This window comes from Streptomyces sp. NPDC005574 (assembly GCF_040605435.1).
Taxonomy (GTDB): Bacteria; Actinomycetota; Actinomycetes; order Streptomycetales; family Streptomycetaceae; genus Streptomyces.
Genome location: NZ_JBEXCW010000138.1, coordinates 1 through 12,830 on the forward strand (window position 1 = coordinate 1; position 12,830 = coordinate 12,830).

The following is a 12,830-nucleotide window of genomic DNA, read 5'->3' on the forward strand; positions in this document are numbered from 1 at the left end:
GCGCGGGTGTTGCGCTGGAAGATGCCGCCGTAGCCGGCGAGCGCGCTGACGCCCTCCTGGATACGGGCGCCCGCGCCGTCGTTCAGGGAGACCAGGGGCGCCCCGGCCGCGAGCGCCATGTCCATGATCTTGTGGATCTTCTGCGCGTGGGCCTCGCCGAGGGCGCCGCCGAAGATGCGGAAGTCGTGGGCGTAGACGAAGACGGTACGGCCCTCCACCGTGCCCCAGCCGGTGACCACGCCGTCGGTGTAGGGGCGCTTGCGCTCCAGTCCGAAGCCGGAGGCGCGGTGCCGGCGCAGGCTCTCGACCTCGGTGAACGAGCCCTCGTCGAGAAGTAGTTCGATGCGTTCGCGCGCGGTGAGCTTGCCCTTGGCGTGCTGGCGCTCGGTGGCCAGCGGGTCTCCGTGGGCGGCGGCCTGTTTGATCAGGCCGAGCTCCTCCACCCGTTCCAGGGCGCTCCACTGGCCGCGGTGTTCGCGGTCGTGCAGGCTGGGCCGGGCGGCGGCGGTGTGTGCCGTGCCGGTCTGGTCGGTCGACATCTGGGTCACGCTCCCCTGTCAGGTCCTTGCGTGGTCGTGGCGGCGGCGCCCGGGCCGGCGGCGTCGAGCTCCACCGTGCCGCCGGCGAACAGCGCCTCGGGTGGCAGCCAGCGCACCCCGACGCGGGGCGCCCCGGTACCGAGCACGGCGACGGCGGCGTTGTGGCGGGGGCCCGCCGGCAGGTCCAGGAGGGTCCAGCCGGCCGGCCGGCGGTGGGCGTCGGAGCCCAGGTAGTCCTGGCCCGGATCGCGGGACAGGCCGGTGCCGAGCGCCTTCAGGTAGGCCTCCTTGCGGGTCCACATCCGTCCGAACGCCTCCCGCCTGGCCTCCCCGGCGAGGGACGCGAGTTCCTCCCGCTCCCCCGAGTGCAGGGCGGGGGCGCACACCTCGACGGTCTCCTCGCGGGGCAGCCGCTCCACGTCGATGCCGATCACCGTGGAGGAGACGGCGATGACGGCCATGCCGTGGCTGTGCGCCAGGGAGAAGTGCAGCGGCGGGTCGGGGTGGGCGACCGCGGGCCGCCCGTGCGGCTTGGCGCAGCCGGGGCAGGGCTCCCGCACGAACGGCACGTCCCGCGGGGCCCGGCCCAGGTAGGCGCCGAGCAGCCGGCGCAGGGCGATGTGCGCGGAGGCGTAGGTGATGCCGTCGGTGGGGCGGACGAAGGAGGCGGTGCGCCGGCGTTCGGCGTCGCTGAGCTCGGTCAGCTCCAGCTGTTCGGCGGCCGAGTCGAGCCGGGGCCGGCGCAGCAGCCACACGTCGAGCCGGCCGGGGGCGGGCAGCCGGGCCGCGTCGGTGGCCGGCCCCCCGCGGACGAGCAGGTCCCCGCTCACGCCGTACCCGGCAGGTCGTGCGAGACGAGGTGCTCGATCTCGGCGGCGTGCTTGTGCGGGCTGTCCTCGGGGCCGAGCTGTCCGGCCAGGCAGTCGACGAGTTCGGCGGCGCTGTTGGCGCGCAGCAGCATGTTGAGGTTGACGTCGACCCGCAGGACGGCCTCCATTCGGCGCTGGAGTTCCAGACCGGTGATGGAGCCGATGCCCAGGCTGTTCATGGGGCGGCCCACGGTGTCGATGGTGTGCGGCTCGACCCGCAGGACGCGGGCGAGTTCGGCGCGCACGTAGGCGTCGAGGAGACGGGTGCGTTCGGCGAGGCCGCAGGAGGCCAGCTCCGCGAGGCTCGGCGGCACCACTTCCACCACGTGGTCCTGCTCGAACTCGTAGTCCAGGTCGTCGAGATCGTCAAGGTCGCCGAAGATCCAGGTCTTCGTCGTCTGGTCCATGATCGTGCCCCGTCGTGGAGTGGGTGGGAGGTGCGGGAGGGCGGCGCGGAACGGCGGTGCGGGTGAGGCCGCCGAGGCCCACCAGGAGTCCCAGTGCGCCGATCGCTGCGACCAGGACGAGTGCGGGCCGGCAGGCCGCCACGGCCTGGGCGGCGGTGGCGTGCGCCGGGGTGGCGGCCGTGACCAGGGCGGCGGCGAGCGCCGGTGTCAGGACCGCTCCGATCTGTACGGCGGTCTGGTACAGGCCGCTGCCCGCGCCGCGTTCGGCGGCCGGCAGCCGGGCGGTGGCCTGCGTGTTGAGCGCGGCGAAGGACAGCACGAACCCGGCGCCCACCAGCAGCAGCGTGGGCAGCAGCAGCCCCGGGTAGTCCAGCGGCCAGGATTCGCGCAGCAGCAGCAGGTAGCCCGCGAAGGGCAGGGCGGCGCCGGCCGCGATGAGCCGCGGGGCGCCGAAGCGGGCGACGAGCCGGCCGGACCGCAGCGCGGTGACGGCGAGCGGGACGGCGGCCGGCGCGAGCGCCAGCGCGCAGCGCGGGGGCGACCAGCCGGCGACCGTCTGGAGCTGGTGGACCAGGACGAACAGCAGCCCGAGATACGACCCGTTGAGGCAGGCCGCGCCGAGTGCGGAGCGGAGCATGGGGCCGCCGCGCAGCGCGCCGAACCGCACCAGGGGCGCGGGGGTGGTGCGTTCGACGGCGACGAACAGGGTGAGCAGCGCCGCCGCGGCCAGCAGGGCCCCGCCGGAGCGGAGGTCGGTCCAGCCGTGGGCGGGCAGGGCCGTGACGCCCTGGACGAGGGCGAGCAGGGCGCCGGTGAAGGTGAGGGCGCCCGTCACGTCGTAGCGCCGGGGTGGTTTCAGGTGTGCGGGGGTGGGGCCCGTGCCGCCTGGCCCGGCGTGGTCGCTGTCGGGGATCAGGCGGAGGCCGAGGGCGAACAGGAGGAGGACGACCGGCGCCGGGAAGGCGAAGGTCAGCCGCCAGCTGTACGGGGTGAGCCAGCCGGACAGCAGCAGGCCGGTGGTGAAGCCGACCGCGCCGAAGAGGGTGTAGACGGACAACGCCCGGCTGCGGGGCGGGCCTTCGGGGAAGGCGGTGGAGATGATGGCGAGGCCGGTGGGCGCGGTGAGCGCCGCGCAGAAGCCCTTGACGAGCCGGGTGGCGACCAGCAGCCAGGGTTCCTGGGCGAGCGCGCTCAGCAGGGAGGCGGCCGCGAAGGCGAGGAGCGCCGCCAGGTAGACCCGGCGGCGCCCCAGCAGACTCACCACCCGGGCGCCGAAGAGCATCAGCCCGCCGAAGCCGGCGGCGAAACCGGTCATCGTCCACTGCACGGCGGTCAGCGGCAGCCCGAGGTCCGTACGGATCGAGGGCAGGGCCACGACCGCCACGGACACTTCGAGCGCGTCGATGAGCATGTTGCCGGCGAGGACGCACAGCAGCGCCCACAGCCGTACGTCCCACTGCCCGGCGGCGAGCCCGGCGGTGGCCGTCGCGGAGGGATGCGGCCTGGTCACGGCGTCACCCGAGGAGGGTTCCGCCGCTCGCGTCGACGAAGGAGCCGGTGACCCAGCGGGCGTCGTCGGAGACGAGGAAGGCGATGACGTCGGCGACGTCCTGCGGTTCGCCGACCCGGTTGAAGGTGGACAGGCCCGCCATCGCCTCGACGGCCTCCGGGATGTCGAACACCGGGTTGCCGTTGCGGGTGATGCCGGGCGCGACGCTGTTCACGGTGATGCCGCGCGGGCCGAGCGCCTTGGCGAAGTGCAGCGCGAGCTGCTCCACGGCGCCCTTGCTCATCGCGTACGCGATCTCGTCGGGGTTGGCGAAGCGGGTCAGCCCGGAGGAGATGTTCACGATCCGGCCGCCGTCGGGGAGGTTGGCGAGCGCCCGCTGGACGATGAAGAACGGCGCCTTGGCGTTGACGGCGAAGATCCGGTCGAACTGCTCCGGGGTGGTGTCCTCGGGCTTCACCCCGCCCATCACCCCGGCGTTGTTGACCAGGATGTCGAGGACGGTGGAGCCGGTGCGCTCCTTGAGCCCCCGCTCCAGGCCGAGGAACAGCTCGTGCACGCCGCCGGGCGCGTCGAGGGCGGCCGGTACGGCGAACGCGCGCCCGCCGTCCTTCTCGATCCCGGCGACGACCTCGGCGGCCGCGTCCTCGTTGGTGGCGTAGTGCACGGCGACGAGCGCGCCGTCGCGGGCCAGACGTTCGGCGGTGGCCCGGCCCATCCCGCGGCTCGCGCCGGTGACGAGCGCGGTCTTGCCGGTGAGGTCACCCATGTTCCTTCTCCTGCCGTTGACTTGTGCGTGCGATGCGTGGGGGTGTGCGCGCGGAGGTGTGTCCCGCGGCTCGTCGGGGGCGAACCAGCGGGCGAGGGCGGTGTCCAGGCCGTCGGGTGAGTCGCCGGCCCAGGCGACGTGCCCGTCGGGGCGGACGAGCACGGCGGCCACCTCCGCGAGGGGGCCCTCGGCCGGGGGCAGCGCGGTCACGGTGTCGACACTCGCGGCCCACGGCCGCGCCACACCGGCGACGCGCTGCCGCAGTTCCTCCTGCCGGGCCGGCACGAGCAGTAGTCCCCGCCCGGTGCGCAGCAGTCCGAGCGCGCTCAACGGCTCGGCTGATCCCGGCAGTTGTGCCTCCGGGAGGCGGGCGCCCACCAGTGGGTGGCCGGCCGCCGTCTCGTAGCGCACGTCGAGGCCGCTGATGGTGCCGGCCAGGTGGGCGCGTACCGGTTCGTAGGCGGTCAGTTCGCCGACGACGGAGCGCAGCGCCTCGACCTCCGGGCCGCCGAGAAGCAGGCGGGCCTGGGCCCGGATGTGCGACAGCACCCGCCGTCCGACGGCGTGCCGTTCCTGGTGGTAGGTGTCGAGCAGCCCGTCCGGCGCCTGCCCGAGCACGGTCGCGGCGAGTTTCCAGCCCAGGTTGACGGCGTCCTGGAGGCCGAGGTTGAGCGCCTGGCCGCCGATCGGCATCTGCTGGTGCGCCGCGTCGCCCGCCAGCAGCACCCGGCCTTCGCGGTAGCGCTCGGCGTGCCGGGACGCGTCGCCGAAGGAGTTGACCCACAGCGGGGTGCCGTGGGAGATGTCCTCGCCGGTGACGTTGTGCCAGGCCTCGACGAGGTCCGCGAAGACGGCCTCGCCGGCCGCGCGGGCCGGCCGGCCGAACTCGTGGACCATCACCCGGGTGACGCCGTCGCCGCGCCGGGCGGCGATGGCGAGCCCCTTCGGCAGCCGCTCGAAGCGGCGGTCGGTGATCTCGATGCCCTCGACGTCCGCGCGGATCAGTTCCCGTTCGGCGCCGGTGCCGGGGAAGCCGACGCCCGCGAGCCGCCGTACGGCCGAGTCCTCGCCGTCGCAGCCGACGACGTAGCGGGTGGTGAACCGCTCCGTCCGCCCGCCGTACTCCGCGGACACCTCGATGTGGTGCGGATGCGGCTCCAGGGCCACGACCCGGTAGCCGCGCATGATCCGCGCCCCGAGTTCCGCCGCGCGGGCGCCGAGCAGTTCCTCGGTGCGCACCTGCGGGACCTTCCACTGCCCCGGGTAGGGGCTGGGCAGCCGCAGGTCCATCGGCAGTCCGCCGAAGTGGCCCATCGGCTCGTGCGGCGGCAGCGGGTCACCGAAACCGCCGGGCCCCTCCAGCAGGTCCCGCTGGTGCAGGATCTCCATGGTCCGGGCGTGCAGCGTGGACGCCCGCGACTCGGTCGTCGGGGCGTCCAGCAGTTCCAGTACGGTCACGTCCACGCCGCCGAGACGCAGTTCCCCGGCGAGCATCAGGCCGACGGGGCCGGCACCGACCACCACGACCTGCGTATCGACCGCGTCGGCGCCGGCCACGGGTCAGCGCCTCGCTTCGGCGTGGTCCCTGGCGTGGCCGAGGGTGGCGCGGCTGTTGGTGCTCAGCGCCGAGCGCACGTACTCCCTGGCCTCGTCGACGCCCGCCCCGGGACCGAGGATCCGCTCGATGTTCTCGGGCCGCAGCACGACGGTGTGCTGCGAGGAGGCGGTCGCACCGGTGTCCGTCTCGCGGAACGTCCAGTAGCCGGTGTGCAGGGCCATCAGCGCCGGCAGGGTGGTCTGCTTGTAGGCGATCTTCTCGCCGTCCAGGCACACCCGGTAGGACTTCGTGGTGTGCACGGAGCCGTCCTTGGCGCGGGTGTCCATCTCCAGCGTCTGCAGTCCGGGGGTGTCCTCGGTGAGCCGTACGGTCGCCACGTGCGGCAGCCGCTCGGACCACAGTCCGGCCTCGTTGACGAAGTCGTAGGCGTCCTTGGCGGAGCCGTCGATCTCGACCGTGTCCTCGAAGGAGAACGTCAACTCCTCCGACGCGGTGACCAGTTCGACGTTGGTCTTCAGGGCCGCGAGTTCGGAGCGGGAGTTGCGGTCCACGGCCTCCTCGATCCACGCCAGGCTCGCCGGGTCGTCGTCGACGGCCGTGTAGTCGTGCAGCAGCCGCACGCGGGACGCGGTCTCGGACAGCGGCTCGATGATCCAGGTGCCGCCCATGGTGGCGACCGGGGGCGTGGAGACCTGCTGGCGGAAGGTGATCCTGAGACCTTCGGGGTCCAGGACGCGGCGCGAGGTCCAGTTCTTGGCCTCGCCGTTGGCCGTCGCCCAGATCCGGATCAGTTCCTCGTCGCCGAAGCGCTCCAGGTGGTCGACGTAGATGGTCGGCGGGAAGATCCGCGGCCAGTTCTCCACCTCGGCGATCAGCCGGTAGACGGCGGTGGCCGGGGCCGAGACCGTGATCTCGTGCGCGACTTCCCGCGGCTCGGATGCGGACATGCGTGCTCCTCGGAAGGTACGGGTGTCGGACCGGTCAGAAGTTGCCGAGGCCGCCGCAGACGTTGAGCGCCTGCGCGGTGATGGAGGCGGCCGTGTCGGAGGCGAGGTAGCCCACCAGGCCGGCGACCTCCTCGGGGCTGGAGTAGCGGCCGAGGGGGATCTTCGCCGTGAACTTCTGCAGGATGGCGTCCTCGGAGGTGTCGTACGCCGCCGCGTAGCCGGCCCGTACGCGCTGCGCCATGGGCGTCTCGACGTATCCGGGGCACACCGCGTTGACGGTGATGCCGGTCGGGGCGAGCTCGTTGCCGAGGGCCTTGGTGAAGCCGACGACACCGTGCTTCGACGCGGAGTAGGGGGCGCCCAGCACCACGCCCTGCTTGCCGGCGGTGGAGGCGACGTTGATGATCCGGCCGCGGTCCTTGTGGCGCATGCCGCCGGTGTTGAGGACGGCGCGGGTGAGCCGGAAGACGCCGTTCAGGTTGGTCTCCACGACGTCGTACCAGAGCTCGTCGTCGATGTCGGCGGTGACGCCGCCGCCGGACCGGCCCGCGTTGTTGACCAGGACGTCGACCGTGCCGAAGGTGTCCACGGCGGCCTGCACGAAGGTCTCGATCGACAGCGGTGAGGTCACGTCGAGGGGGGCGCCCTCGACGTCGAGGTCCTCCTCGCGCAGCTGCTTGACGGTACGGGCGACGTTCTCGGCGTCGCGGGCACCGATGAAGACCCGGTGGCCCTGGGCCGCCAGCAGCCGTGCCACCGCGAGACCGATACCGCTGGTGGCCCCGGAGACGAGGGCCACCCGCTGGGGGATGTCGGACATGTCTGGTGCTCCCTTTTTTGGCGGGGGTTGGGTGTGCGGGGGCGCGGGATGTGTCGCGGGTGCGGGTGGGGGGGCTGGTCGCGCAGTTCCCCGCGCCCCTAGGGGGGCTTTCGTGGGCGGTGATCGTGGGGCGCCCTCCGTTGGGGCGGAGGGTGTCGCGGGTGCGGGTGGGTGGGGGCTGGTCGCGCAGTTCCCCGCGCCCCTGACGGGGGTTCGTGAGCGGTGACGGAGGGGTGCCGTCCGTTGGGGGCGCGGGGGCGCGGGGGCGCGGGATGTGTCGCGGGTGCGGGTGGGTGGGGGCTTGGCGCGCAGTTCCCCGCGCCCCTGAGGGGGCTTTCGTGGGCGGTGATCGTGGGGCGCCCTCCGTTGGGGCGCGGGGTGTCGCGGGTGCGGGTGGGTGGGGGGTCAGGCGGCTGCCGGGGTGGTGTCGTCCAGGCGGGCGTTGACCGCCTCGACCATCGCCCGGGGGGTCTTGGCCTCGGTGAGCACGGAGTCGTCGAGCGATATGCCGTACTCGCGCTCGATCCGGCCGCAGGTCTCCAGCAGCGCCAGGGACTCGTAGCTGAGTTCCTCGAACTCGGTGTCGAGGATGTCGCCGTCGAGGTCGACGTTCTCGTCGGCGCCGGCTCCCTCCAGCAGAATCCGCTTGAGGTCCTCGATGGTGAAGGGCTGGGTGGCCACGGGTGTTCCTTTCATTCAAGGGGGAGGAAGGACGAAGGGGGCCCGGTGGTCCGGGCGCCCCGTCGGGGGTGGGGCTCTAGCCGGCGGCCCGTATCACCGCCGCCGAGTTGAACCCCGCGGCGCCCCGGGCCACGACCAGGACCGTCCGCAGCTCCGCCGGGCGGGGCCCGTCCGTGACCAGGTCGAGGTCGTACGTCGCGTCGGGGTCGATGTTCGTGGTGGCCGGGATGATGCCGTCCGCCAGGGCGAGCAGCGCCGTGGCGACATCGAGGGGCGCCGCGCCCGAGCAGAGGCGGCCGGTCATCGTCTTGGGCGCGGTGACCGGGACGCCGTGCGGTCCGAAGACGTCGTTGAGGGCGTCCGCCTCGGACCGGTCGAGCTCGGGGATCGCGGCGCCGTCGGCGAAGACGGCGTCCACGTCGGCGGCGTCGGCGCCCGCGTCGGCGAGGGCGAGTTCGATCGCCTTGCGCAGACCGGGCGGGCGGCCGCTGCCGGGGGCCGGGTCGAAGGTGGACCCGTAGCCGGCGAACTCGCCGTAGACGCGGGCCCCGCGCCGCGCGGCCGACTCCTCGGACTCCAGGATGAGGATCGCCCCGCCCTCCCCGGGCACGTGCCCGGCGGCGGCCGCGTCGAAGGGCAGGTAGGCCCGGTCGGGTTCCTCGCTGGTCGACAGGCGGCCGCCGGCCAGGAGTCCGACCCAGCCCCACGGGCAGATCGACGCGTCGATCGACCCGGAGACGATGAGGTCGGTGCCCTTGCGGATCTGGCGGCGGGCGTGGGCCAGCGCGTCGAGGCCCCCGGCCTGGTCGGAGACGAGGACGCCGCTGGGTCCCTTCATGCCGTTGCGGATGGAGATCTGGCCGCTGTTGACGGCGTAGAACCAGGCGAAGGACTGGTACGCGGACACGTACTGGCTGCCCTGGCTCCACAGTTTCTGCAGTTCGCCCTGGCCGAACTCGAAGCCGCCGGAGGAGCTGGCGGTGACCACGCCCATGGAGTATCCGGGCAGGTCGGCGGGGGTGACGCCGGCGTCGGCCAGCGCCCAGTCGGTGGTGACCAGGGCGAGCCGGGTCATGTGGTCGGTCTGTGCGGTGAGGCGGCTGGGCAGGTGTTCGGCGGCGGTGAATCCGGGGACCTCGCCGGCCAGCCGGGCGGGGTAGCGGGAGGGGTCGAAGCGGGTGATGCGGGCGATGCCGTTCTTGCCCGCGCGGGTCGCCGCCCAGTAGTCCTCCGTACCGAGGCCGTTGGGGGCGGCGATGCCGAGCCCCGTCACGACGGCCTTCGGTATTGACGAGCTCATGCCATACTCCTCTCGGGGCGGGCCAGCACCATCGCGCTCTGGAAACCACCGAACCCGCTGCCGACGGTCAGCACCGCGTCGGTGCGGTGCTCACGCGCGACCAGCGGCACGTAGTCCAGGTCGCACTCGGGGTCGGCCGTGTGCAGGTTCGCCGTCGGAGGCACCACGTTGTGCTCCATGGCCAGCACCGAGGCGGCGATCTCGATCGAGCCGATCGCCCCGAGCGAGTGCCCGACCATCGACTTGATGGAGGACACCGGGGTCCGGTAGGCGTGCTCGCCGAGGCTCTTCTTGAAGGCGGCCGTCTCGTGCCGGTCGTTCTGCTTCGTACCGCTGCCGTGCGCGTTGACGTAGTCGACGGCGTCCGGGTTCAGCCGGGCCTCGTCCAGCGCCACCGTGATGGCCTCGGCCATCTCCGCGCCGTCCGGCCGCAGCCCCGTCATGTGGAAGGCGTTGCAGCGCGAGGCGTAGCCGGCGATCTCCGCGTAGACGTGCGCGCCGCGCCTGCGCGCGCTCTCCAGCTCCTCCAGCACGAACACCGCCGAACCCTCCCCCAGCACGAAGCCGTTGCGGGTCCCGTCGAAGGGCCGCGAGGCGTGCTCGGGGTCGTCGTTGCGCGGGGTGGTCGCCTTGATGGCGTCGAAGCAGGCCAGCGTGATCGGGGAGATCGGCGCGTCGGTCGCGCCGGCCACCATGACGTCCGCCGAGCCCTCCCGGATCAGCTCGACCGCGTGGCCGACGGAGTCCAGGCCGGAGGTGCAGCCGGTGGAGACCACCGTCGCCGGGCCCTCGGCGCCCGCCGCCCACGCCACCTCGGCGGCGATCGAGCTCGGCACCAGGTAGTTGTAGAGGTGCGGCACCGCGTACTCGTGGTCGACCAGGGCCAGCCGGCCACCGTCGCTGACGATCCGGTACTCCTCGTCGAGTCCCATGGTCGCGCCGACCGCGCTGCCGATCGTGATGCCCACCCGGTACGGGTCACCCGCGGCCAGGTCGAGCCCGCTGTCGGCGACCGCCTCCCGGGCGGTCACCACGGCCAGCTGCGCCGCCCGGTCCATCCGCCGGATCTCCTGCGGGCCGAGGCCGTGTTCCTCCGGATCGAAGTCGATCTCGGCGGCGACCCGGGAACGGAACGAGGACGGGTCGAAGAAGGTGATCCCGCGCGTCGCCGTACGCCCCTCACTGAGCAGGTTCCAGAAGTTCCCGGCGCCCACTCCGCCGGGGGCCGTGACACCGACCCCCGTGATGACCACTCGCCTGGCGCTCACGCCCGGCCCTCCCAGTCGTAGAAGCGGGTGGCGACCGCGTCGGCCGGGGAGCGCCAGGTGGCCGGGTCGTACGCCTGGATGAACGGCTTGAGGTCCTCGCTGATGCCGACGAAACGCGGGTCGGACTTGGCGGCCTCGATCAGCTCGCCGCCGTTGTCGGCGTCGAAGTCCTGGAGGTGGAAGTAGAGGCCGCGGTACGTGAAGAGCTGGCGGCGCCGGGTGCCCATCAGGTGCGGCATCTCGGTGCCGTCGAACTCCTTGAACAGCCGGGCCACGTCGGCCTGGCTGCCGGGGTCCATCCGGGCCACGATCAGTGTGCTGTGCATGAGGGTCTCCTTCGGCGGTATGCGGGGCGGGCGGTGCCCGGGCCGGCGGCCTCGGCCCGGGCGGGCGTGACGGATGCCGTACGGCGGTGAGGTGACGGTGTGGCTCCCGGCGCCGGGAGCGGGGGCGAGGTCAGCGGCCCGGGCCGAACCAGCGCTCCAGTGCCATCGGCAGATCGCCGTGACTGCCCGGCGCGGCCCAGGCCACGTAGCCGTCGGGGCGCACCAGTACGGCCGTGGTGCCGGCCAGCGCACTGCCCTCCGGCAGCACCGGTGTGGCGGTGACGACGTCGACCCGGTCCAGCCAGGGCGCGGCCCGGCGGCGCAGCGCCCCGTTGCCCGCGAGGTCCAGCAGCACTCCCCGGCCCGCGTGCAGCGCCTCCGTGCTGGAGGAGACCAGCCGGTCGCCGGTCAGCCGCACCTCCGGCAGCCGCCGGCCGAGCAGCGGGTGACAGCCGCCGTCGAGGTCGTAGCGGATCTCCAGGCCGGAGACCATCGCGGCGAAGTGCCGGCTGACCTCGGGGTAGTGGATCAGCTCGTTCAGTACGTCGCGCAGTGGCTGCACCTCGGCCCCGGACAGGAACAACAGGCCCTGCGCCCGGGTGTTCATCAGCAGGCGCCGGCCGACCGGGTGGCGCTCGGCGTGGTAGGTGTCCAGGAGCGCCTCGGGCGCCCTGCCCCCGGCCACCGCGCCCAGCTTCCAGCCGAGGTTCACCGCGTCCTGGATGCTGGTGTTCATGCCCTGGCCGCCGGCCGGCAGGTGGATGTGCGCGGAGTCGCCGGCGAGGAAGACCCGGCCGCGCCGGTACTCGGTGACCTGCCGGGTCGCGTCGCCGAACGAGGACACCCACACCGGCTCGGCGTGCGAGATGTCGTCGCCGGTCAGCCGCTGCCAGGCGGCGGCGACCTCCTCCCACGCCGGGGGCTTCTCCCGGCGCCGCGGCGGGGTGCCGCGCTCGCACACGATCAGCCGGGTCACCCCGCCGGGCAGCGGACCCACCATGACCATGCCGCCCGGCAGGGTCTCACCGATCATCCGGGGCTCCAGCGTGATGCCCCTGACGTCGGCGAGGAACATCTCCAGGGTCGAGGCCGTGCCGGGGAAGTCGAAGCCGAGGCTCCGGCGGATCGTGGAGCGGCCGCCGTCACACCCGACGAGGTACTCGCCGCGCAGGTGGCGCACACCGGCGGGGCCGCGCACCTCCACCTCGACGCAGTCCTCCTTCTCCGTGACGGACAGGACCTCGTGGCCGCGCCGGATGTCCGCGCCGAGCTGGGCGCACCACTCCTCCAGTACGGTCTCGGTGGCCGACTGCGGGATCGTCTTGGCGGCCTGGTGCGCGCCGTCGAGCACCCCGAAGTCCACCGGCAGACCGCCGAAGTGGCCCACGTTGCTGACCTCGATGTCGCCGAAGCGGGACAGCAGCCCGCGCTGGTCGAAGACCTCCATCGTGCGGGCGGTGAAACCGAGACCGCGCGACTCTCCGGTACGCGCCGCGAGTTTCTCCAGGACGATGACGCCGACGCCCGCGAGGCGCAGCTCACCGGCGAGCATCATGCCCGCCGGTCCGGCGCCCACGACGATGACAGATGCGTCCATGACACTCCTCGGGATGAACCCGCACTTCAGGCGGGGAAGAGACGGGCCAGGGGAGAACGGGGTGGCCGAAGGCCGGGGGTGACCGAAGGCCAGGGGTGACCGAAGGCCAGGGGTGACCGAAGGCCAGGGGTGACCGAAGGCCGGGAGTGACCGAAGGCCGGGAGTGACCGAAGGCCGGGAGTGACCGAAGGCCGGGAGTGACCGAAGGCCGGGAGTGACCGAAGGCCGGGAGTGACCGAAGC

At 73.3% G+C, this 12,830-nt stretch carries 12 protein-coding genes; all 12 read right to left on the bottom strand.

The annotated features are described in order from the left end of the window. Positions 1-539 (bottom strand): carboxyl transferase domain-containing protein (locus tag ABZT03_RS40035; protein ID WP_356048591.1); only part of this gene is annotated, 539 nt, incomplete at its 3' end. Positions 540-544: 5 nt separating this feature from the next. Further along, complete coding sequence (locus tag ABZT03_RS40040; protein ID WP_356048592.1) at positions 545-1,369, bottom strand: 4'-phosphopantetheinyl transferase superfamily protein; 825 nt, start codon at positions 1,367-1,369, stop codon at positions 545-547. After that, positions 1,366-1,815, bottom strand: a complete 450-nt coding sequence (locus ABZT03_RS40045) for an acyl carrier protein (RefSeq protein WP_356048593.1) — start codon at positions 1,813-1,815, stop codon at positions 1,366-1,368. The genes ABZT03_RS40040 and ABZT03_RS40045 overlap by 4 nt, the downstream gene beginning before the upstream one ends. After that, positions 1,775-3,325, bottom strand: a complete 1,551-nt coding sequence (locus tag ABZT03_RS40050) for an MFS transporter (protein ID WP_356048594.1) — start codon at positions 3,323-3,325, stop codon at positions 1,775-1,777. Before ABZT03_RS40050 ends, ABZT03_RS40045 begins: the two co-directional genes overlap by 41 nt. 4 nt (positions 3,326-3,329) lie before the next feature. Continuing rightward, positions 3,330-5,648 carry an SDR family oxidoreductase gene (locus ABZT03_RS40055; protein ID WP_356048596.1) on the bottom strand — a complete coding sequence of 773 codons (2,319 nt, stop codon included), beginning with the start codon at positions 5,646-5,648 and terminating at the stop codon, positions 3,330-3,332. Between the two features lie 3 nt (positions 5,649-5,651). Continuing rightward, positions 5,652-6,596 carry an aromatase/cyclase gene (locus ABZT03_RS40060; protein WP_356048598.1) on the bottom strand — a complete coding sequence of 315 codons (945 nt, stop codon included), beginning with the start codon at positions 6,594-6,596 and terminating at the stop codon, positions 5,652-5,654. A 34-nt stretch (positions 6,597-6,630) separates the two neighbouring features. Further along, positions 6,631-7,416 (bottom strand): 3-oxoacyl-ACP reductase FabG, encoded by a 786-nt coding sequence (fabG, locus tag ABZT03_RS40065; RefSeq protein ID WP_356048599.1) that lies wholly within the window; start codon positions 7,414-7,416, stop codon positions 6,631-6,633. A 405-nt stretch (positions 7,417-7,821) separates the two neighbouring features. After that, positions 7,822-8,097: an acyl carrier protein gene (locus ABZT03_RS40070; protein ID WP_356048601.1), complete on the bottom strand. Its 276-nt coding sequence runs from the start codon at positions 8,095-8,097 to the stop codon at positions 7,822-7,824. A gap of 76 nt (positions 8,098-8,173) precedes the next feature. Continuing rightward, on the bottom strand, positions 8,174-9,397 hold the full coding sequence (locus ABZT03_RS40075) for a ketosynthase chain-length factor (protein WP_356048602.1): 1,224 nt from the start codon (positions 9,395-9,397) through the stop codon (positions 8,174-8,176). Beyond that, entirely contained in the window at positions 9,394-10,665 is a 1,272-nt protein-coding gene (locus ABZT03_RS40080) for a beta-ketoacyl-[acyl-carrier-protein] synthase family protein (RefSeq protein WP_356048604.1), read from the bottom strand. Before ABZT03_RS40080 ends, ABZT03_RS40075 begins: the two co-directional genes overlap by 4 nt. Further along, positions 10,662-10,991: a TcmI family type II polyketide cyclase gene (locus ABZT03_RS40085; RefSeq protein WP_356048606.1), complete on the bottom strand. Its 330-nt coding sequence runs from the start codon at positions 10,989-10,991 to the stop codon at positions 10,662-10,664. Before ABZT03_RS40085 ends, ABZT03_RS40080 begins: the two co-directional genes overlap by 4 nt. A gap of 130 nt (positions 10,992-11,121) precedes the next feature. Beyond that, complete coding sequence (locus ABZT03_RS40090) at positions 11,122-12,588, bottom strand: FAD-dependent monooxygenase (protein WP_356048607.1); 1,467 nt, start codon at positions 12,586-12,588, stop codon at positions 11,122-11,124. Positions 12,589-12,830: the final 242 nt, after the last annotated feature.

Bases quoted from the DNA above. Each gene is read 5' to 3' on its own strand.
- ABZT03_RS40045 (WP_356048593.1), bottom strand. From the start codon at position 1,815: ATGGACCAGACGACGAAGACCTGGATCTTCGGCGACCTTGACGATCTC.
- ABZT03_RS40060 (WP_356048598.1), bottom strand. From the start codon at position 6,596: ATGTCCGCATCCGAGCCGCGGGAAGTCGCGCACGAGATCACGGTCTCG.
- fabG (WP_356048599.1), bottom strand. From the start codon at position 7,416: ATGTCCGACATCCCCCAGCGGGTGGCCCTCGTCTCCGGGGCCACCAGC.
- ABZT03_RS40075 (WP_356048602.1), bottom strand. From the start codon at position 9,397: ATGAGCTCGTCAATACCGAAGGCCGTCGTGACGGGGCTCGGCATCGCC.
- ABZT03_RS40085 (WP_356048606.1), bottom strand. From the start codon at position 10,991: ATGCACAGCACACTGATCGTGGCCCGGATGGACCCCGGCAGCCAGGCC.
- ABZT03_RS40090 (WP_356048607.1), bottom strand. From the start codon at position 12,588: ATGGACGCATCTGTCATCGTCGTGGGCGCCGGACCGGCGGGCATGATG.